Genomic DNA, 21,848 nt, shown 5'->3' with positions numbered 1-21,848 from the left:
GTGATCATTCAAGGCTAAGCTATGAGAAAAAATACCGGAGTCTCCTCAACAAAAACAAATAACCGCCTCCTATGAGCTAGGTAGAGCGGCGAAAAAACTGAGAAGCGGTTGTTGCCAAACCCCCACAGTACTGCTATTTGTAGGGTGAGTGAGTTTGGGAGTGAGAGTGGAACTCCTTCTCACTCCATTCTCCTCCACCTAGACAAAGAGTGGGTTTTCCTGTGGGGCCAGTAGTAAAACTAAAGGCTCTAAGGCCAAGAGCGAAGCAGAGTTTGAGGCTAGGAATATTGTCACAAGCAACACGGACATATACGCGGCCTAGCGTATCAATTGTTTGTTTAAATAAAGTTTCTCCTACTTGACGCTTACGGAAATCAGGGTGTACAACGATATAGGCTTCTTCCAATCCGTATCTTCCAAAGAGGATAAATCCAGTTAATCGTTTTTCTTCACTAGCGATAGCGAGGTATGTTCCCTTAGGGAAGGGGGAGGTATTGAGATTTTTTAACCAACGAAGTGCCTTATGGGTGATACGTTTATCGCCATACTTATAGGAGAAGCGGATGAGATGATTTCGCAAACGACTGAGTTGAGCAGGGGTTAACGCCTGAGTGAGCATATATTGGCCTCTTTCTGCAAAGGAAGTTGAAATCCACTCAGGAAAATACAATATTGTAACAGTCTCCGTAAGGAGAGTTCTCGGATGTTGGGCTCATCAAACTTCATCGGTTTAGCATTGGCCTCAAAGAACCACAGACGACCGCTTTTTTCGATTCCTATATCCATCGACATTTCACCAAGGGTTGTCTGTTGATGGATTTCGATACTGCGAGCGATCTCAATCCCTGTTTTTTCAATATTAGCAATGATCGCTGGAGAGTTGCTTTCAAATAATTTGGATAGCACAATTTCTGCATCAGCGATTGTGCCTCCCATAGGGACATGAGTACTAATTGCAGCTGAACCAGCAACGCGGACTCCAAGTCCTGTTTTTGCCCATTCTCCATGTTCGTTTCGTTGGAGGAGGAGACGCAGATCAAAGGGACGTCCCTGGTACTGAGCTAGAGGAATGCCCTGTTGTACGATGTATTCGCGACCCTGAGTTAACTGATGAAGTTTCAAGGTAAGGAGTTTCCAATCAGGTGCTTGATAAACTAGGCGTTTTTTCAATGTTTGAAAGACAATTTCATATCCTTTTTCTTTGACGCGAGTGCGTGCCATTCCATTTCCAGCCTTACCGTGTGCGGGTTTAAGGTATAAGGTGTCGTGCTTAGAAAGCAATTGGCGAAACTTATCAATCTCTCCCCAACGATAGGTTTCAGGGAGAAGGGAACGCAATTCTGGGGAGTTTTGTATGCATTGATGAAGATTCCATTTGTCAAAAAACCCAGGGTTAAAGAGATGAGTGTCGCGAGAAGAGGCTAGGGCATATAGAGTAGATTGCTCAATTTGTCTTCGCTCTGCTTTCCGTGTAGGAATACGATTATAGACGACGTGTGGACGTGGGAGGATGGATTTGATCCATCGCCTTCCTGTGTTTGTGTTTTTTAGTAGCCACCCTTGAACCGTAGAGGCTTTGGGGTCAAATCCATCCGCTGTCATGACATAAACAGTCACACCAATCCGTCTACCCATATGGATGATATCTGCAAAATTAGAGCGATTGCCTCCAAAAGGATTGGTACTTGTGGAGGTAAGTATAGCAATAAAAGGGCCAGCTTCCCACTGGCCATTACTATTCAATACGAGGCGCGTGGGGAGCATCTGTGGAGAAGTGCGCCTTTTTTTGCTTTGATGAATACGTACATTCTTTTTAAGATTGGAACCTATCGAAACAGGTAGTCTCTCCGGCATTGGATGAGTAGAGAAGCGTGGATGGGGAGTAAAGGAGATCGTGAGTGTGTCGGGTTGAATCGTTAGCCAACCTGCAGCAGATTGAGGCATCAGTAACACTCCTCTCTTATACGAATTGTGCTAAATTCAATCCATACTCTGTGATGCAACGTGCAGATACATGTCCAGCATGGTGTAGAGTGGGGTGGTTGAAGATGTGTCGTCCAGGCTTAGAGTTCACTTCAAATAGCCAAACCTTTTGATGGTGATCGACACCGATATCCAAACCGAGTTCGCCAAGAGGGCCAGGTGTTGTGCTTTCCATTGCGTTTGCAATGCGAATCGAGGTTTCTGAAATTTTCTCTTCGATTTCAGTTTCGCGCCCTGGGAATGACATAGTAAGTAGTTCAGAAACTGCGATAATGGAACCCCCTGTGCGTCCATGAGTGGTTACGCAACCTGCACCAGCTACCTTCGCGCCGATGCCAATTACCTTCCATTGCCCTGTTTTGTCTTTATGAAGATGGACACGAAAGTCGACAGGACGTCCGTTATATTTAACCAACCGAATTCCCTGTTGTACTAAGTAGCGACGAAGGGATGTGAGTTCTGTGCCGAAATGATTGTAGAGGAGATTGTCTAGCGATTGATAATGTTGGAGCACATTTCGTTCACCATTGCGGAAACGGCAGTAGTATCCATTTTGAGGATCACGCGTAATACGAAGAATTCCCATTCCTAGGCTTCCACCTGTTGGTTTTAGGTAGACCATTTTATGACGATCAATCATATCGCGAATCGATACTTCGTCTAAGTAGTGTATGGTTTCTGGAATATTTTCCGATACCAGTTCATGGGTGAATAGTTTTTCGTGCACTGACCACTTATTAAAAAAGCCTTGATTAAACATTTTACAATGGGTTAAGTTTCGTAATCGTTCACGGCATTCCTCTACATGGGGCAGAGCCTCAGCCGTTCTGTTGGGAACGCGTTCATAAATGACATCAGGCAAGGGAGCAAGATGCCGAGACCAGCGATAGTTACCCATCTCGTCCTGCTGATAGAACCAACCCTGTACAGTGCCTTGTCGCCAATTAACCATATTGGGAGTAAATACGTAAAAAAAAGGCTTATTCTCATGGCCTGCGGTGAGAAACTGGCGGAAAAGACTGGTTCGATCACTAAAGGGAGAAAAGGGAGAGTTTGTCGCTCCTGTGGTTAAAATGGCCAGGACAGGGCCGAGTCGAAGCTCACGGTTGGTGTAGGATGCTCTTACCTCACCGAAACGGGGAATACACAATTTACGACAGATTAGTCGTGGGAGCAAAATGGTTGGCTCTTCATATTTTCCTTCAATGGTCCGTACGGTTAGGGATTTATTGCCCACAGAAATCTTGATCGATTTTTTTCGACATCTCCATTCACGCAAAAGATTGCGGGAAACGATGATGGCCTGGGAAGGAGTGGAGAAAGAAACGGAGTGAATTTGACAAAGTATAGAGCTCATATAGAACCTCCTATCAGACCTTTGGCTAAACTGCGAGCATAAAGGATGGGGCGGCGTACGGATTGAATGCGGACATTTTTTTCACCAGTAAGGAGGAAAACGGATCGGCCTGGTTTTGAATTAGTCTCTAGTAACCAAACCTGACCTTCTCGATCGATCCCAGCATCCAGCCCGAGTTCAAGTAGGCGGCCGTGTTCGCGTTCGATTTGCAATGGGACCTCTTTAGATAAGAAATGCACGGTGGCAAGAATCTGATTTGCTTGGTGTGGGAAATGTTCCTGAACGAAAGGAATCGCTCGTTCTGCTTTTCCTCCTCCATGTAAATTGGATGTAAGACTACCGACCGTCCCTGTACGTACGGCCATACCTGTAGTGGCCCATTTCCCATGTTCATCCTTTTGAACGAGAATACGTAGGTCAAATGGACGTTTATCTCTCGTATCCAGTTGCAAGAAAGGCTGGATCACGTAACGGACGCCATTGGTAAAGCGATTGACCCAATCTTGGAGAGAAGGTTCTTTATGGAGACGGATCTGAAAGGGTTGATTCCTTGGTGATCGCCCGCGTATTACATACTCACTGCCATTTGGGAAGATGGCGGCAACACCACGTCCATGACTACCTCCATTTGGTTTTATGAGCACAGAATTATAATCTTGAAGAAAAGTGCGTATATCATTAAAGGAGGTATATCGTAGTGTTTGTGGTAGGTAGGGGAGTAAATTAGAGTTTTTTACGAGCATCTCATGATTAGGTAGTTTTCCACCTAATGGTCGGCCAAGAAATTGGATAGTAGGGTCATTAGCTAGGCGGACCACCTGGGGTTTATACTTCTGATATTGCCGGCTATCAGAGTAATAACATCGATCATATATAAGGGGAGGCAGAGGATATCGGTCTGTTCTCCATCGCCCAGTATCCGGGTTGTAACGCCACCCATTTACGCTACGTGTTTGCCAATCGACGTCCAATGGGCAAAAAACAATGACTTGGATGCCGAGGGGAGCTCCCTCCTGGGTGAGCTGACGGTAATAGCTTTTTTCTTGAAATGGAGGCGTCTGATCATTCAATCGGCAGACGATGACGCCCATCCCGTATTGGTTGGTGCCATTCATCATTTTTTCCTCCCAGAGGGCTTTTGCTTGGAACGAGCACGAGGGGATTTTCTCGCTGACATATAGGGAGTCCAGCCCGTGCAGTATGTTACATAGTCGATCAAACGTACGACGGAGGGTCGTACTGTAAGCTTTGTATTAGGGAGGGTGTCAATTGTTTTTGATGGTTTGGAATTAAGTTCAATCAACCATAACTGTCCCCTCTGATCGAGCACAAGATCGATCCCCAACTCCGCATAATGACCCTGGGCCAATTTTTCAAAGGAATTTGCGATGGCCAGGGCTGTATCTCGTAATTCGAAAATAGTAGGTTTAACGCCAATAACTTTGGCTTCGCTGAGAACCTCCGCTGTTTTGCGTAATGTACCTCCTTTAGCTAAATTAGAGACGATGTGAGAATCATTGGCGAGCCTGGCTACCGAAGAGGTGATCGCCCAGTTTCCAAACGAGTTTCGTTGCGCCAGTATACGAAAGTCAACTGATCGACCATCGATGGTAATCAGATCGAGCCCTTTCTGGATGATATAGCGAGAGCGAGAGGTTTTTTGTCGTAGCTTCTGAATAGCTTCATAAAATCGAGGGAAAATGTGTGTTACCGTGCCAGTTTTTTTAGCGTATTGACAGACCCATTTGTTATTTTCGAGACTGACTCGAATAATTCCCTGGCCAAGGCTACCGTGTATCGGCTTAAGAAACACGGTGCGATATCGTTGTACCATGGCTCGTAGATGAGAAGTGTTCCAGGGGATTGTGTCAGGGAGAAATCGTTTCATGGATTCATCCTTCGATAAAATCTCATGCACCTGCCGTTTATCCAGAAAGCTTTCATTGAAGATCTTAATCTGGTGTTCCTTTCGTAACTTCTCCAATTTCTGTTGAACCGATGGCTCCTTTTCAACACGACGAGAGGTGATTCGATTGTAGATGATGTCCGGGAGAGGGCCTTCACAGGTCTGCCATCGCTTGTTATCCCAAAGCCATCCTTGCGTCAAACCTTGGTCAGGTCGAATGCCCTCTGGAGGAAAGATGCAGAGGAAAATTCCTCGATTAGTAGCAACCCGAGCACATTCTTCGAGAAAGCCACTTAAATCCCCAAAGAGTTGGTCTTCACTTCCCTGGACGTCTCGATTTAACAGGACACCGAAGAAAGGGCCAAGTTGGAGGCGTCGTGAGGGAGGGTCATAGTGTGCATTTAATGTTTTGATATCGCCATGGAGTTTTAGCTGGGAAGCTAATCGTGAACTAATGCGAATGAGTGGAGAATTCGTCTCCGAAAAGTGGATCAATGCGGTATCAGAGGAGGAGCCGAAGGTGACCCAGATGGGATGGCTAGGGAGATTTAATCGATTGGCAAGGGAATGGCTCATTATTATGTTTGCTCGTTGGGGGAAGGTTCTCTCAGATACAATTTGGATAAATAATCGTACATGACCCATGCCGATCCCCTTTCGCATGAAGTGACTGATATAAGGTATGTGGGCATGTTTTTTCAGGTGAATAAAAGGGGCTTGGGTAGGGAATCTAGTCCCTATATTGAAATTGAGGAGGTTTTTTTTTATGATGGGGTGTATATTGTTAAAAGGTAACGTATAGGAGGGATTAGTATGAATCCATATGATAAAGCGCATGAGCTTGCACGAGCATTAACCGATTCAGAGGAATTGACTGCTTTACTTGAGGCAAAACGCCTTGTGGAGCAAGATCCTAATGACAAGCTTCTGATGGAAAGCTTTCGTCAAAAGCAAATGGAAATGTCTACCTATCAAATGCAAGGCACAGAACCAAGTAAAGAGCTGACAGAAGAGTGGACTAAACTGGTGACAGAGGTAAGTGGTAAGCCCAACCTTGCTCAGTATCTGGAGGCTGAAGGTCGAGTGGGTCAGCTAATGCAGGATATCAATCGTATCCTCGCTGCCCCCTTTGAGGAATTAAATGATTCGGATCAAGGATAAAAAGGATAAGGTTAGGTGAAAAAATGAATGGGAGGGATAGGATGCAGATCATTTTTCATGGTCAAAGCTGTTTTGAATTCCATAATGAAGGACATCAACTGATTATCGACCCCTTCCTCAGAGGTAATTCCTTGGCGAAGGCAAAGCCAGAAGAGATTGAAGCAAAGTGGATTCTTCTTACCCATGGTCATGGGGATCATTTAGGAGATACTATAGAGATCGCTAAAAGAAATAAGGCAACGGTGATTGCTCCCTTTGAATTGGCCACCTGGATTAGCTGGCAAGGGGTCGATGTACATCCGCTACATATTGGCGGAGCTTGTTCCTTTGATTTTGGTCGGGTGAAATTAACCCAAGCATTCCATGGGTCTGCTCATATCGATGAGGAGAAAAAAGAGATCGTATATACAGGAATGCCTGCGGGGATACTTCTCACCCTGGGTGAAAAAACAATCTACCATGCAGGGGATACCGGATTGTTTTCAGATATGAAATTGATTGGATTGCAAAATGATATCGAGTTAGCTTTACTACCAATCGGTGATAATTTTACGATGGGACCTGAGGATGCATTGTTAGCGGCTGAATGGGTTGGTGCAAAACGGGTGATCCCGATGCATTATAATACCTTTCCATTGATTGAGCAAAATGCGGAGGATTTTGTCCAACAATTAAAAGGAAAGAAAATAAACGGGATGGTAGTGAAGCCCGGTGAATCGATCCAGTTATGAGAGAAATTGAGAGAGACAATCAACTTGTAATTATTGTGTAATGGTTCTGTAATATCAAAGGACTACCATGGTAGCAGGATGAAAACCCCCAATGAGAGGCGGAGAAGGAACCGCTTCTTTTTTTTGCATGTTGACACGGCTTGGCCCGTAGACTGTAGCAAGGAAAAGGGGGAGGGATTGTGTGTTAAAAAGCAAACATGGGATCGCATTGATCGCATCTCTCTTATTAACCGTTGTCGCCATACCACGTCTATCAGAACCAGGCATTGATCAACCAGATGCTCTATTTACGATGATATGGCTTGCCTTCGCCTTGATCGTCATCGCAGCCAATTGGCGAGCTGTTTTACAATTGGATCGTGAAAGGCGTCGTCAAGCAGAACAAGCCCGTCGTAAACGATGGCTTGATACACAGCGGGCTAGCAAACCTGCACAACGTCAGATGAATAGGCTCTATTAGCTTGATAACTAATGAAAGAATAGGAGATAGTGTAACTACTGTCTCCTATTTCTTTTGGTATCGTTCACATACTCGTGTATAATTACGGAAAAGAGATATCTTAAGGGAAGAAGGGGGTACGTTAGGTGGCCACCAAACATGAACGGATTTTAGAATACATAGAGAATCTTGATATCGGCCACAAAATTTCGGTACGACAGATTGCCCGGGAGCTCGGTTTTTCTGAAGGAACCGCTTACCGGGCGATTAAAGATGCAGAGGTACAGGGACTGGTCACTACTGTCGAACGTGTGGGAACAGTACGGATCGAGAAGAAAACCCGCTCGGAGATTGAACGCCTTACCTTTGCTGAGGTCGTCAATATTGTAGACGGACAGGTGCTCGGTGGAAAAGAAGGGTTATATAAAACCCTCAACCGCTTTGTAATTGGTGCAATGAAGCTGGAGGCGATGATTCGTTACGTTGAACCGGGGAATCTCCTCATCGTCGGTAATCGGGATAATGCACATCAGATTTCCCTAGAACGGGGGGCTGCTGTGTTGATTACTGGTGGATTTGATGCGACCGATAAAGTAAAGCAACTGGCGGATCAGATGGAACTTCCCGTTATCTCATGTACCTATGACACGTTTACAGTTGCGGCAATGATTAACCGTGCCATATATGATCGGTTAATAAAAAAGGATATTCTCTTGGTGGAGGACGTGTTGACACCAGATCATTTGCCTGATGTTCTCTGCTTACATGACACAATCGATAATTTCCATCAATTGGTGATAGAGACAGGTCATAGTCGATACCCAGTAGTGGATGACGAAGGAAGATTGTACGGGATGATTACAGCAAAAGATGTGGTAGGTCATTCTTCGGAAGTAACTGTTGATGGGGTAATGACGAAAAATCCGATTACGGTTACACCGATGACCTCCTTAGCGGCAGCTGCCCATGAGATGGTGTGGGAGGGGATTGAACTCTTACCAGTTGTCAGTTCACATCACCAACTATTGGGAGTGATCAGCCGTCAGGATGTGATTAAGTCCCTCCAATATATGCAAAAGCAACCCCAGGTGGGTGAAACAATTGATGATTTGATCTTCCGAGGATTTGAAGAGGTTCGGGAAAGTAATGGGGATATGGTTTATAAAGGAATGATTACACCTCAGATGACTGATCCTTTAGGTACATTATCGATTGGAGTCCTTACCTCTCTCCTTACGGAAGCGGGTTATCGACGTTTGCGGAGACAGCATCGCGGCGATATGGTAGTCGATAATCTAACGCTCTACTTTTTGAAACCTGTGCAACTAGAGCAGGAGGTTATTATCGTACCTCATTTAATTGACATTGGACGAAAGACCGGAAAAGTGGACGTAGAAGTATTTCATGGGGATCATGTAGTCGCAAAAGCACTAGTTACTGCTCAGCTCATCGAGCGATAGCAGTTAAAGTATACTAATAGGAAAATAAGGTTGTTCCTTGGTCTTTTTACCGTAAATGTGCTATCATTAAGCACCATGTGGGATTTTTAAGCTCACATGCTCTTTTTATTCCTTCAAGTGGGTAATATAGAGTAAATGTTGGTGTTCATTCGTAGAACAAAAGAATGCAGGGGGAGAAAATGAAGAAAATCGAAGTGAAAAGCCTCACGAAAATTTTCGGACGCACCCCAACAAAAGGTGTGGAATTGGTTCGGCAAGGAAAAAGCAAAGAAGAGATTCTCAAGAGTACAGGGATGACTGTCGGTGTGAATGCTGCTAATTTCCATGTTGAGTCAGGGGAAGTTTTCGTCATTATGGGTCTTTCTGGTAGTGGGAAATCAACGTTAGTTCGGTTGTTCAATCGATTGATCAACCCTACAGATGGCTCAATATTGGTGGATGGCGAAGACGTAGCCAAAATGAATGCTGAGGAGTTACGTCGTTTACGTAGAACGAAGATGGGGATGGTATTCCAACGGTTTGCGTTGTTTCCTCATCGAACAGTTCAGGCGAATGTTGAATACGGCTTAGAAGTTCAGGGTATGAGCCGAGAAGAAAGAGAAAGTAAAGCACTGGATGCTCTGGAGTTGGTGGGTCTAAAGAATTATGCAAACAGCTTTCCTGATCAACTTTCTGGTGGAATGCAACAACGGGTCGGTCTAGCACGAGCGATGGCAAATAATCCTGATATTCTATTGATGGATGAAGCCTTTAGTGCCCTTGACCCGCTCATTCGCAAGGACATGCAGGATGAGCTGTTGGATTTGCAGGCGAGTATGCATAAGACCATCGTTTTTATCACCCACGACTTGGACGAAGCGCTCCGCATTGGTGATCGGATTGCTCTGATGAAGGATGGGTCAATTGTACAAGTGGGTACACCCGAGGAAATACTAACCCAACCTGCCAATGACTATGTGGAACGATTCGTCGAGGACGTTAATTTGACCAAGGTACTGACTGCTGGGTCGATTATGAAACGGTCAGAAGTACTCGTTCTTGGTAAAGATGGTCCTCGAGTGGCTCTAAAGCGAATGCGTGAAAAGGGAACTTCTACTTTGATGGTAGTGGGAAGGGACCGTAAATTCCTGGGGATTCTTACTGCAGAAGAGGCTAAAAAAGCAGTAGAAGCTAAGGAAGAGAACAAAGCACTCGAGATGGCACTCATCACCGATGTCGTGACTGCGACAGAAGAGATGCCAGTAAGTGAATTATTACAACTGATGGCGGAGCAACAGTTTAAGCAACCCGCTGTTGTTGTAGATGAGCAAGGGAAATTGCGTGGAGTGGTCGTTCGAGGAGCTATCTTCGCAGCCCTCGCAGGAAATGGGGTGAATGGTCATGCATCTTCCTAAGATACCTTTAAATAACTGGGTCGATATGGCTGTTGAATGGCTACAAACAAACTTAAAGCCATTGTTCGCACTGATTACAGCGATCATTGAACCAACGGTTCAGTTCTTCCAGACTATATTTGATACGGCTCCACCTTTGGTGGTGGCCTTAGTGATTGCCTTCCTGGCCTTTTTAGCCAGTCGGCTCTCGATTGCACTCTTTACCTTTTTAGGGTTGTTATTGATTGATAATCTTGGGTATTGGAGCGAAAGCGCTGAGACCATAGCCCTTGTCTTGACAGCCACGATTATATCTATCGTGATCGGTATCCCGATGGGAATCTGGTCTGCTCGCAGTCAGCGTGTGCAGAACGTTTTAAATCCAATATTGGACTTTATGCAGACGATGCCAGCCTTTGTCTATCTGATTCCCGCCGTTTTCTTCTTCTCTCTGGGTTCCGTTCCAGGGGTTATCGCATCCGTCATTTTCTCGATGCCACCAACCATCCGGCTTACTAACCTTGGGATCCGTCAGGTAGCAGAGGATTTGATTGAAGCGGCAGATGCTTTTGGTTCTTCGCCAAGGCAAAAACTGATCAAAGTACAGCTTCCTCTGGCTCGCCCGACGATTCTTGCAGGGGTTAACCAGACGATTATGCTCTCATTATCCATGGTAGTCATCTCTTCTATGATTGGAGCAGGTGGTCTTGGGGCGATTGTTCTTCAATCGATCAGTCGTCTGGAAGTAGGGAAAGGGTTTGAAGGGGGAGTGGCGATTGTAATCATTGCCATCATCCTTGACCGTATAACACAAAATATGGGCAAGCAAAAATCAGCTACTCGTGTTAGTCAAAACCAAAACTTCCTTGGTCGATGGGGTAAACCCATCACTGCACTGGTAGCTGTTGCGGTTCTCGTCAGCTTTGGCCTATACAAGCAGGCTGTACCAGGGAGTGGTGGTAAGAAAATCACCCTTGCCTATGTGAACTGGGAATCGGAAGTAGCTAGTACCAATGTGATTAAAAAGGTATTAGAAAACGAAGGATACAAAGTGGAACTGAAACTAGTAGAGGCTGGGCCCATGTGGTCGGGTGTCGCTGCAGGAAATGCGGATGCGATGGTTGCTGCTTGGCTTCCTCTTACCCACAAGGATTTTTACAAGCAATACAAAGATCAAATTGATAATCTAGGTCCTAATTTGAAAGGCACTCGCATTGGGTTGGCTGTGCCTAAGTATGTAAAAGCAAACACTATCGATGATTTAAAGAAGGATAAAAGCCAGTTTGATAATGAGATCATCGGGATCGACTCTGGTGCCGGGATAATGCAAGCCACAGAAAAAGCGCTTAAAAGCTATGATTTAGGTATGAAGTTAGTTGAAGGCTCCGATGCGGCGATGACAGCAACGCTACAAAAAGCGATTAACGCGAAAAAGCCCATCGTTGTGACAGGTTGGGTTCCTCATTGGATGTTTAAGCAGTACGATCTGAAATTCCTTAAGGATCCGAAGAAGGTATATGGTGGAACGGAACAAATCAATACCATGGCTAGTAAAGACCTAAAAGGGAAGGATCCAAAGGCTCATAAAATCCTCGACCAATTCCATTGGGCCGTGGGAGATATGCAACAAGTGATGCTAAAGATCCACAAAGGTCAGAAACCGGAAAAGGCAGCCGCCGAGTGGGTAAAAGAGAATCCAGAAAAAGTGAAGCAATGGACGAAGTAAAGAAAATTTGAAGTAACATCGGCTCTCTACAGAGTAAATTCTGTGGAGAGTTTTTTTGTATCTTACAGGTTGATCTAAGGGGGCTTTAGCTGTGGGGTCAACCAACTATTGGTTAATCAACCCTCCTGACAACGGACATACTGAATAATACATCGGATTTTCTGTAAACAAGTGAAGGGCGAATGGAGCTTGCCTTTTTAGCAAGGAAAAAACATTAATTGGAAGCTCTTGAAGATCTGCTAAGGTACTACTTATCCCGTGGCTGGAAATCAATTAGTGAATGGTTTTAGTGACTAGACCGTTGAGATAGAACATAAACTTAGCTAAATAAGTATCGTTGAAGGGAGATTCATTTACCATGCATACCGTTTGGAAAGGATCCATCAGTTTTGGTTTAGTCAATATTCCAGTGAAGATGTTTTCTGCAACGAAGGAGAAGAGTATTTCGTTTCGTAATCTTCACCGCAAATGTAAAACTCCGATTGAATATGCCCGGAGGTGTCCCAATTGTGACGAAGAGGTTCCTTGGCAAGATATCGTTAAAGGATTTGAATACGCGGATAATCAATTTGTATTGATGGAAAAAGAGGAGATCGAGGCAATCATGCCCGAAAATCGGAAATCCATCGAAATTCTTGACTTCGTTAACTTGGAAGAAATTGATCCTATTTATTTCGATAAAACCTACTATTTAGGACCTGGAGACCACGGAGATCGCGGCTATGCCCTTTTGCGTGCTGCTATGAACGAGAGTGGAAAGATTGGGATAGCCAAGGTGACCATTCGTTCAAAACAGTCATTAGCCGTGGTACGCGTTTTCCAAAACAGTTTAGTGGTTGAGACTATCTTCTACCCCGATGAAGTACGGGATGCTGGACTTATCCCTGATGTTCCTTTAGAGATGGAACTACCTGAGAAAGAGAAAAAAATGGCGATTCAATTAATCGATCAACTGACCGTTCCCTTTGAACCCAAAAAGTATCAAGATGACTATCGAGAAGCTTTGGAGGAGGCGATTGAGAAGAAGGTTAAAGGGGAGGATATTGTCGAAGCACCCGAACGGCAACCAGAACAAGTGGTCGACATCATGGAAGCTCTGAAGGCAAGTCTCAATCAATCGGGAACATCGAAGAAGAAGACAGGACGGAAAAAAACAAGTACCACCAAGAAGAAAAAGGTGGCGGAGTAAGTGGTGTATGAAGGAAAAGGGGCTTTTGCATGCTGAAACGAATTTCACCGATGAAACCCATGCTGCGGGATGAGGTGTTCCAATCAAAGAATTGGCTCTATCAGGCAAAATGGGATGGAGTTCGAATGCTTGCCTATCTCGATCAAGGAAACATTCGGTTGATTAATGGTAAGGGAGCCGATCGGACCGAACGATACCCCGATATGATAGCTTCCCTCTCTCGATTACCTTTCACTAATGTGATTCTTGATGGCGAATTAGTTGTTTTTCATCAGGGGAAGTCCGATTTTTTTCAAATACTAAAAAGGGATTTAGTTTCTGCTTCCCACCGGATACAAATTCTCGCACGGCAACTCCCCGTTCATTTTATGATTTTTGACCTTCTTTATGAGGAGAGTCGCTTATTGATCGATCAATACTTGTCTTATCGACAGGCGCGGCTTCAGGATTTATTCTCCCATGTAAAGGAGGAGAGGATTCAACAAACGGATAGTTTTGACGATGGATCCGCTCTATGGGAGGAAACTCGTCATAGAGGGTGGGAGGGCATCATCATGAAGGAACGGGAGGGTCTTTATCATCCAGGGGGCAAACATCCCACCTGGCAGAAGGTGAAGCATTTTCGTCTGCTTACAGCAACCGTGAGTGGGGTTATTCTTGGAACAGGCGGCGTTCATTCTCTGGCATTAGCGTTGCCTGAGGGGAAAAATGGTTGGCGTTATATTGGACGAGCAGGGTCAGGATTGAGTGCCGAAGAGCGCCAGATACTTGCTGACTGGTACCCATCACAAGAGCGATCCAGCCCCACAGTGGTCAATCCACCATCTGATCGTGACATTCATTGGATTGTTCCATCGCTCCAGGTTAAGGTTCGATACTTAGAATGGACTCCTGTAGGAAGCCTTCGCTCTCCAAGGATCGAAGGATTTTTATCATCCTCATCATCGATCTAGTCTTGATGATCCGGAGAAGTATGAGTTACGAGTGGGAAGGAGAAGAACATATGGGCAAAGTTAGCAAAGCTAGTACAGTACAAATAGAAGAACGAGAAATTCGTATTTCTAATCCAGACAAAGTGCTATTTCCGGATATATCGTTAACCAAGTGGGACTGGATCCTTCATCTTACACGGCTTGCTCCCTATATTCTCCCCTATGCCCGCCGTCGCTTTCTCACTATGATTCGCTGGCCGCATGGTGTGGGTGGAGAGAGCTTTTATCAAAAAAATGCCCCTTCCCATATACCGGATTGGATTTCAACGGCTTCATCGGGAAAATTGAACTATATTCTCTTGGAGAATGCTCCAACGTTGGTGTGGCTGGCAAATCTGGCCTGCCTCGAATACCACCTTTCATTTGATCGGGCAGATGATCCTGGAATGCCTACAGAACTGGTATTTGATATTGATCCGTCTGTTGAGGATTTTGATCGAGTCATTGAAACCGCACTCCTCACTCGCGAAGCTCTCCGAGAATTAGACCTGGATGGTGTAGTTAAAACATCGGGAGCTACTGGGCTTCAAGTTTATGTACCGATTCAACCGATCTACCCCTTTGAACAAACACGTCGGATTAGCCACTTTTTAGCGGATTACCTGGCCGGTCGTCGTCCGGATCTAATCACCTTGGAGAGAAAAGTGGATAAACGAGGGGAGAAAGTTTACTTTGATTACCTCCAACACTGGCGGGGAAAGTCCCTCATTGCTCCCTACAGTACCCGTGCTCGACCAGGAGCACCCGTTTCCACACCGCTTACCTGGGATGAACTCAAACCGGGCCTTACTCCACAAGCCTTCACTGTCAACACGATTCATAAGCGTCTTTCTCTAAAGGGAGACCCTTTTCAAAAGGTGGTTCAACCAGCTTCTCCTTATCGATTGGATCCCATTCTAGCCTTCTTGAACAGGAAAAAACGGTAGCCGGCCTGGATATCGAAGCTATTCAGGAAGAAGATAGCGTAGTGGGCTTTTTCTATTCTAAGGAGAAGCGATTTCTCTCTAAAGTTAAAATGAACAAAATCACATAAAAAGATGTCAATTAACTATAAAGCGCGATATTTAACAGATCATTTTGAAAGGTGATAACAACATGCCCCATTTTGATGATTCGCAAAATTTTTCCGGCAAACTGTCTCCACTGATTTTTGATCTGGATACAGGCATGCGAAGAACGAAAAACTTAATGGGGTCTGCTGACTATAGCCAGGGTTGTATCCAACTTCCAACAGACTATGCTACTGCAGTCAACGCTTCAAACCAAGCTGCAGGTCCTTGGGCGGTTGCTAACATGCACTTCTTCCCTGGTTTCCAACAACAATTTATATGTACCAGTGGCGCTACCATCAACACGCTTGTCGGTGGTAGTGGGCCACCACTTTTATTGCTACACGGGCATCCAGAGACCCCCAGAGACCCATGTCGCCTGGCATAAAGTTGCGGGACCACTCGCAAAACACTTCACTGTTGTATTGACAGATCTTCGTGGCTATGGTGATTCTAGTAAACCTGATGGTGGTCTTGATCACATCAATTACTCAAAGAGAGCAATGGGAATCGATCAAGTTGAAGTAATGTACTCCCTTGGCTTCAGCCGCTTTCAGGCTGTTGGTCATGACCGTGGTGCCCGTGTGTTACATCAAATGATGCTGGACTATCCACAGGTGATCGAACGTGCAGTAGTCCTCGATATCGCTCCAGCGACACTCATGTATGATCATACGAACCAGGAGTTTGCCACGAGGTACTTCTGGTGGTTTTTTCACATCCAGCCTGCGCCATTGCCCGAATGTATGATAGGTGCTGTACCAAGCTTATACTTGCTGACCCACCTGGAAGAACAAAGTAAGACTCCAGGAGCAGTTACGCCAGGTGCCTTTGCGGAATACCTGAGATGTTATCAAAACCCGGCTTGTGTGCATGCTGTTTGTAATGACTATCGGGCCTCTGTTACCATCGATAAGAAAATCCATGATGAATTTAAGGGGCATAAGGCAGAGCCCCCATTGCTTGTAATATGGGGTGAGTATGGAACCGTCGGTCAATTATTCAATGTTCTTGCTTTGTGGCATGAAGAAGCCGCCAATGTACAAGGATACTCTTTGCCTTGTGGTCACCTGATTGCTGAGGAAGATCCTAAAGGTTTGCTAAAAGCTCTCAGCAATTTTCTTATTGTGTAAACATGGGGAAAAAGGATTTTTTTATAGGTTGTCCGCTATAAAAGCACATCAACCGTACAATGAGCCATCTATTGTACGGTTGATGTGCTATATTTATTCTTTTTTTTTGTCCCCATCCTCATGATCTATGGTATCTGGGCTCTGTTTTTGTTCTTCTTCCAATCGACGAACGCGAAGCAGATTGCTCCAGCCTGCGAAAAGGTTGAAGAGGCCAAGGGCAGCGATGATGAGCAATAGGATGGATCGGATCCAGTTTCCAGACAAGGATAGTGCTTGTAACAAGGCAATGGCTAGAAACATCGTTCCCATCCAGATGTTCATCTTGGCGCGCAGTTTCATTTGGGGTAAGCCTTCTGTTCGATGGGATGCCATACTGAGGGTGAAGGTACGGAGCGCAGTGATGATGATAAAGATAACTAAGCTCAAGAGGAGGATTTTCATAGGGAAAACCACCTTATTTTTTCGTTGTTATGTACAAAAAAACGCCTCCGCTCGCAGGCGGAAGCTTGCGTAACTTAAAATGGGTCAACGGGGAGACTCCATCTGATCGGGGGGGCTTTGTCGGTGGGAATCTCCTTGTCCCTTTGGGATAAACCAATAGCCAATCGCCGTACGATCAATAAATACAGGAAGATTAAGACGCCCAAGTTCCTTTTCAATCAATTGAGCAACTTCCTTGCTCTCTGCATAAGCAGAGTATCCTCGTTTTAATTTTTCTATTTTTGCCTTCGCCAATTGTTTACGATTGATAATCAATGGGATTCCCCCCTTCTATCTATATCATACACATGTAGGTCTACCTATATCATACACATTCGGGGGAAGTTTGGCGATTATTCTCCACTCATAGACACATCTTTGTCAGATATTTCCCTAGCGGACACCCATACCTTCAACTCTGAGTCGAAAAAAGCAAGATACTTTAAGCGGATTTCCACTGTATTTTTGTCGGGTAGTTTGACCAACCGCTTTTTTAACATGGTGTCTAACAGAGCTGGGTCACTACTTACCCAACGGACGGACTTGTTAAGGAAAGGCTTAAGGATTGTCTCTACCTCAGTTTTTACAATGCTTTGATTAAATTTCACAGGAGAGTCAATCTCTACTTGGATTTGCTTGATGATCTGGGAACCTTCTTGTTGGCGAGCGTTTTGTTGGGCTCGTTTGTCTAAGTCTTGCTGGAGAAGCTGTATTTTCTTCACTCGCTGATTGTATTCATAGTAGAGTGTTTCCCGTTCTGCGTAGAGGCCTTCTAATTTCGCTCCATACGAGATGGTCATCGTGATACACCCGATGATGATGCCTAATACGAAAGCGACGATGAGCCGGATATGGCGAATATGTCTCCCCTTAAACATAGTATCACCATTCTCCGTTGATCAGCCAACGGACCAAAGTGGTACCGATATGGGCTCCAATAAATGCACTGAGGATGAAAAAGATCTGTTGGAATACCTGATTTAATTCTCCACCGAGAATATGAAGTTCAAAGGACTTGATGGTGTCAAAGGTGCCACCAAGGGCGGCAACGAGTGCCCAAATTTTTAATTGGTCTGCCAAATTATCCATGACGTAGAGTGGGGGTTGATTGGTAAAGAAGGCACCCACCCCACCCATTGTTGATCCGCCGAGCACAACACCGAGAGCGATACAAAAATTGAGAACAGATGTGGACCAAAAATCCCCAGCTGACAAACTGGCGCCCCCCTTTGCTGAAGAAAACGTGCGTTGTTACATCATTATGAGTAGATAAGGTGGTTTATGTGGACAGGCGCATAGCCTTTTTTGGTAGTAGATGGGAAAAGAAGGGTTCGTATGTTCGCCTGTGTATGGATGAGGTATAATGGGACCATGAATCCATATACAGGGTGATTATATGAGCGACTTTGTGCATTTGCATGTACATACAGAATATAGCCTTTTGGATGGTGCTGCACGAATCCATGAGCTGGTGAAGAAGGCAAAGGAGACCGGGTTTGATAGTCTAGCCATCACGGATCATGGTGCGATGTATGGAGTGATTCCTTTTTATAAGGCTTGTCAGGAAGAAGGAATCAAGCCCATCATTGGCTGTGAGATGTACTTGACTGCAAGTATGGAAGAGCGTCTTTCACAGCGAGAAAGTCGAATTCATCATCTTCTGTTGTTGGCAGAAACCACAGAGGGATATCGCAACCTGATGAAATTGGTGTCCGAGGCCCATTTACGAGGGTTTCATTATAAACCGCGGGTAGATAAAGAGACCCTTCGTCGTTATAGTGAAGGCTTAATCGCTACAAGTTCTTGTCTTGCAGGGGATATACCCCAGGCGATTCTCGATGGAGATACCAGGAAAGCTCATCGCTTGGCTGAGGAATATCAGGAGATCTTTGGCCCTGACCATTTCTTTTTTGAGCTTCAGGATCATGGAATTCCTGAGCAGCAACAAGTGAATCGACAATTAATCGGCCTTTCCCAGGGGATGGGAATTCCACTTATTGCGACCAATGACCTTCATTATATAGCGCGTCGGGATGCAGAGGTGCAGGATTGTCTTCTCTGCATCGGTACAAACAGTAAGCTGGAGGAGAAGGAGCGACTACGTTTTCCCACCGAGGAGTTTTATCTAAAATCCGCAGAGGAAATGGCGCGCCTATTTGCTCATCTGCCTGAGGCAGTGGCTAATACACGGCGTATTGCTGAACGCTGTCAGGTAGAAATTCCACTAGGGGGAAGATTGCTCCCATCTTTTCCTGTTCCGGAAGAAGAACATGCAGCTAGCTACCTTCGGCGCCTCTGTCTGGAAGGGGCTCAGTCTCGCTACGGAACATTGACAGAAGAGGTGAGAGAGCGGCTTGAATATGAATTGTCGGTCATTGGGGAGATGGGGTTCTCTGATTATTTCTTGATTGTTTGGGATTTTGTCCGGTTTGCTAGGGAAGCGGGGATTGCTGTAGGTCCTGGACGGGGATCAGCAGCAGGAAGTCTTGTCGCCTATGTATTAAAAATCACGGATATTGATCCGATCCGATATTATCTACTTTTTGAACGATTTCTCAATCCAGAGCGGATTAACATGCCTGATATTGACATCGATTTTAACTATGAGCGGCGCGATGAAGTGATCGAATATGTGACGAAGAAGTATGGGGCTCATCGTGTGGCGCAAATTATTACCTTTGGTACCATGGCTCCTCGTGCGGCTGTGCGGGATGTGGGAAGAGTGATGGGACTACCGTATAGTGATATTGACAAGGCAGCAAAAATGATTCCGCTTCAACCCGGTATCCGATTAGAGGAAGTGATGAAGCCCGAGTCGGAATTGGCTCAATGGAGTAAGCAAGATCCTCGGTTGACACGACTGATGGAGACCGTAGCCAAGGTGGAAGGCATTCCGAGACATGCTTCTACCCATGCCGCAGGAGTGGTCATCTCACAAGGAGATTTGACCGATTTTGTGCCATTGGAAGAAGGAAACGAGGGCATTTCTCTTACCCAATATCCGATGGAAGCCTTAGAAGAGATTGGTCTATTGAAGGCGGATTTCCTCGGACTACGCAATTTAACAGTAATCGAACGGACGATTGCGGCGATTAAAGAAAAAGAAGGAGTTATCATTAATTTTAGCGGTGATGACTATGACGATAAAGCTACCTATGCGATGTTGGGTAAAGGAGAGACGATGGGTGTCTTTCAGCTGGAATCATCCGGCATGCGCAAGGTATTGCGTGAGCTGAAGCCGACGGTTTTTGAGGATTTGATCGCTGTACTGGCCTTATATCGACCAGGGCCGATGGCGCAAATTCCTCGATTTATCCGGGCGAAACATGGCCTGGAGAAGGTTGATTATCCACATGAAAAGCTAAAGCCTATTTTAGAAAATACCTATGGAATTATCGTTTATCAGGAACAGATTATGCGCATCGCGAGTACTATGGCAGGTTTTACCCTTGGACAGGCAGATATCCTCAGACGAGCAGTCTCAAAGAAAAAACGAAGGGTTCTGGACGAACAAAGGGAAGCTTTTGTTCAGGGTGCAACGGCAAAAGGGATTAGTGTGGAGACGGGCAAAAAGGTATACGACCTGATTGTCCAATTCGCCGATTATGGGTTTAACCGAAGCCATTCAGCGGCCTATGCGGTGCTCGTGTATCAGACAGCTTTTCTGAAAGCGAACTATCCCCAACATTTTATGTCCGCTCTGTTGACGACCGTGATGGGGAATCATAGCAAGATGGCGGAGTATATTGAGGATTGTCGCCGAATGGGCCTTCCGGTCTATCACCCGGATGTCAATGAGAGTGATCGAGCTTTTAGTGTGAAGGGGGAGGGGATTCGCATGGGATTGGGAGCTGTTAAAAATGTGGGCACCCATGCGATTACCTCCATCTTGAAGGAGAGAAGGAACAGGGAATTTAGAGATCTCTTCGATTTTTGTGACCGAGTCGATCTGCGTAATTGTAATCGGAGAGTGATTGAGTCGCTGATTCAGTGTGGCGCGATGGATAATTTGCTTGAACATCGAGCGAAAGGACTCGCGATGTTGGACGAAGCGATGGAGCATGGTGGAGAGCATCAGCGGCGTGCATCAGAGAACCAGCTCCAACTCTTTGATGAACCTGCCACGAGCGCTACAGGAAAATTTGATTACAGTCATGTCAAACCTTTTAATCAGCATGAGCAATTGGAGATGGAGAGAGACTTACTTGGGCTCTACTTATCCGGGCATCCATTGGAAGCCTTTGGAGAGACGATCACCCACACAACCGATCATCGATTGGCTGACTTAGAAGATGTTCCTGAGGATACGAAGGTGACGGTTGCTGGCCTGGTGCGAGAGGTAAAGGGGATTACGACCAAAAAAGGAGAAGGGATGGCGTTTGTCACGCTAGAGGACTTTTCTCATCAAGTAGAATTGGTAGTCTTTCCTACTACCCTGCGTCAGTATCGAACCCTTTTGCAATTGGATCGGCCGATTTGGGTGTCGGGGAGGGTGAATCACCATGAAAAAGGAGTGAAGCTGATTCCAGGGACGATTGAGGATCTGGAACGAGTAGCTACTCATGCCCCCCAAAAGAGAACAATAAAGAGCCGCACTCCCCGGGTAGAAGCCTATATTCGTATTTCACGGGAGAAGGAGGGGACTGCCGCGATGGCGGCTTTACACAAGGTCCTTGCCTCCTATGAGGGAACGGTGGCGGTGCGACTTTATTATGAATCCACAGGCAAAGTACTTGCCCTACCTGTTGCAAAGTATGGGATCCGCCCCTCCGCTGCGTGCAAGGCGCACGTCGAAGAAATATTGGGGATGCAATCATTCCGCTTGAAAGAGGTTTCTCCACCCGGCACCCGATAAGAGGGGGCGACATA

The 21,848-nt window shown here is 45.5% G+C and carries 20 protein-coding genes; 11 read left to right on the top strand and 9 right to left on the bottom strand.

From position 1 onward, the window contains the following. Positions 1-133 precede the first annotated feature (133 nt). Genes BLV90_RS09300 through BLV90_RS09280 form a run of 5 tightly spaced genes read right to left on the bottom strand, consistent with a single transcriptional unit; the run spans position 134 to position 5,891 of the window. Complete coding sequence (locus tag BLV90_RS09300; RefSeq protein WP_091739703.1) at positions 134-619, bottom strand: GNAT family N-acetyltransferase; 486 nt, start codon at positions 617-619, stop codon at positions 134-136. Next, positions 601-1,944 carry a YheC/YheD family endospore coat-associated protein gene (locus BLV90_RS09295; protein ID WP_091739700.1) on the bottom strand — a complete coding sequence of 448 codons (1,344 nt, stop codon included), beginning with the start codon at positions 1,942-1,944 and terminating at the stop codon, positions 601-603. Before BLV90_RS09295 ends, BLV90_RS09300 begins: the two co-directional genes overlap by 19 nt. 16 nt (positions 1,945-1,960) lie before the next feature. Beyond that, the gene (locus BLV90_RS09290) at positions 1,961-3,340 is read right to left on the bottom strand and encodes a YheC/YheD family endospore coat-associated protein (RefSeq protein ID WP_091739697.1); all 1,380 of its coding nucleotides are present in this window, start codon (positions 3,338-3,340) and stop codon (positions 1,961-1,963) included. After that, on the bottom strand, positions 3,337-4,455 hold the full coding sequence (locus BLV90_RS09285) for a YheC/YheD family endospore coat-associated protein (RefSeq protein WP_177167979.1): 1,119 nt from the start codon (positions 4,453-4,455) through the stop codon (positions 3,337-3,339). Before BLV90_RS09285 ends, BLV90_RS09290 begins: the two co-directional genes overlap by 4 nt. Then, entirely contained in the window at positions 4,455-5,891 is a 1,437-nt protein-coding gene (locus tag BLV90_RS09280; RefSeq protein WP_177167978.1) for a YheC/YheD family endospore coat-associated protein, read from the bottom strand. The genes BLV90_RS09285 and BLV90_RS09280 overlap by 1 nt, the downstream gene beginning before the upstream one ends. A 168-nt stretch (positions 5,892-6,059) precedes the next feature. Between BLV90_RS09280 and BLV90_RS09275 the strand changes: the two genes are divergently transcribed. The 10 genes from BLV90_RS09275 (at position 6,060) to BLV90_RS09230 (ending at position 16,499) form a co-directional block, all read left to right on the top strand. Then, on the top strand, positions 6,060-6,407 hold the full coding sequence (locus BLV90_RS09275) for a YlbF/YmcA family competence regulator (protein WP_091739889.1): 348 nt from the start codon (positions 6,060-6,062) through the stop codon (positions 6,405-6,407). Positions 6,408-6,448: 41 nt separating this feature from the next. Continuing rightward, positions 6,449-7,138, top strand: coding sequence for a metal-dependent hydrolase (locus BLV90_RS09270; RefSeq protein WP_091739687.1), 690 nt, complete (start codon positions 6,449-6,451; stop codon positions 7,136-7,138). A 181-nt stretch (positions 7,139-7,319) separates the two neighbouring features. Further along, positions 7,320-7,598 (top strand): hypothetical protein, encoded by a 279-nt coding sequence (locus BLV90_RS09265; protein WP_091739684.1) that lies wholly within the window; start codon positions 7,320-7,322, stop codon positions 7,596-7,598. 125 nt (positions 7,599-7,723) lie between these two features. Next, complete coding sequence (locus BLV90_RS09260; protein ID WP_091739681.1) at positions 7,724-9,037, top strand: DRTGG domain-containing protein; 1,314 nt, start codon at positions 7,724-7,726, stop codon at positions 9,035-9,037. 179 nt (positions 9,038-9,216) lie between these two features. Then, the gene (gene proV, locus BLV90_RS09255) at positions 9,217-10,431 is read left to right on the top strand and encodes a glycine betaine/L-proline ABC transporter ATP-binding protein ProV (RefSeq protein ID WP_091739678.1); all 1,215 of its coding nucleotides are present in this window, start codon (positions 9,217-9,219) and stop codon (positions 10,429-10,431) included. Next, positions 10,418-12,136: an ABC transporter permease/substrate binding protein gene (locus BLV90_RS09250; protein ID WP_091739886.1), complete on the top strand. Its 1,719-nt coding sequence runs from the start codon at positions 10,418-10,420 to the stop codon at positions 12,134-12,136. Before proV ends, BLV90_RS09250 begins: the two co-directional genes overlap by 14 nt. Before the next feature lie 358 nt (positions 12,137-12,494). After that, a complete protein-coding gene (gene ku, locus BLV90_RS09245) occupies positions 12,495-13,325 on the top strand; it encodes a non-homologous end joining protein Ku (RefSeq protein WP_091739675.1) in 831 nt (276 codons plus the stop codon). 29 nt (positions 13,326-13,354) lie between these two features. Beyond that, the gene (locus BLV90_RS09240; RefSeq protein ID WP_091739673.1) at positions 13,355-14,278 is read left to right on the top strand and encodes an ATP-dependent DNA ligase; all 924 of its coding nucleotides are present in this window, start codon (positions 13,355-13,357) and stop codon (positions 14,276-14,278) included. A 50-nt stretch (positions 14,279-14,328) separates the two neighbouring features. Then, the gene (gene ligD, locus BLV90_RS09235) at positions 14,329-15,243 is read left to right on the top strand and encodes a non-homologous end-joining DNA ligase (RefSeq protein WP_091739671.1); all 915 of its coding nucleotides are present in this window, start codon (positions 14,329-14,331) and stop codon (positions 15,241-15,243) included. A 359-nt stretch (positions 15,244-15,602) separates the two neighbouring features. Beyond that, the gene (locus tag BLV90_RS09230) at positions 15,603-16,499 is read left to right on the top strand and encodes an alpha/beta fold hydrolase (RefSeq protein WP_218142292.1); all 897 of its coding nucleotides are present in this window, start codon (positions 15,603-15,605) and stop codon (positions 16,497-16,499) included. Between the two features lie 93 nt (positions 16,500-16,592). Here the strand turns inward: BLV90_RS09230 and BLV90_RS09225 are convergent, their stop codons facing one another. The 4 genes from BLV90_RS09225 to BLV90_RS09210 all read right to left on the bottom strand — a co-directional run bounded on the left by BLV90_RS09225 (position 16,593) and on the right by BLV90_RS09210 (position 18,194). After that, entirely contained in the window at positions 16,593-16,940 is a 348-nt protein-coding gene (locus tag BLV90_RS09225; protein WP_091739668.1) for a YtpI family protein, read from the bottom strand. An 84-nt stretch (positions 16,941-17,024) separates the two neighbouring features. Continuing rightward, positions 17,025-17,255 (bottom strand): YtzJ family protein, encoded by a 231-nt coding sequence (locus BLV90_RS09220; protein WP_091739665.1) that lies wholly within the window; start codon positions 17,253-17,255, stop codon positions 17,025-17,027. 77 nt (positions 17,256-17,332) lie between these two features. Further along, positions 17,333-17,857, bottom strand: coding sequence for a hypothetical protein (locus BLV90_RS09215; RefSeq protein WP_091739662.1), 525 nt, complete (start codon positions 17,855-17,857; stop codon positions 17,333-17,335). 4 nt (positions 17,858-17,861) lie between these two features. Beyond that, entirely contained in the window at positions 17,862-18,194 is a 333-nt protein-coding gene (locus tag BLV90_RS09210; protein ID WP_091739659.1) for a YtrH family sporulation protein, read from the bottom strand. A gap of 181 nt (positions 18,195-18,375) precedes the next feature. Here BLV90_RS09210 and BLV90_RS09205 point away from each other — a divergent pair, with 181 nt between their 5' ends. Then, entirely contained in the window at positions 18,376-21,834 is a 3,459-nt protein-coding gene (locus BLV90_RS09205; protein ID WP_091739656.1) for a DNA polymerase III subunit alpha, read from the top strand. The last annotated feature ends 14 nt before the right edge of the window (positions 21,835-21,848 follow it).

Source organism: Marininema mesophilum, assembly GCF_900106775.1.
GTDB lineage: Bacteria > Bacillota > Bacilli > Thermoactinomycetales > DSM-45169 > Marininema > Marininema mesophilum.
The sequence above is the reverse complement of the archived record's forward strand: the minus strand, read 5'-3'. Positions and strand labels throughout refer to the sequence as shown.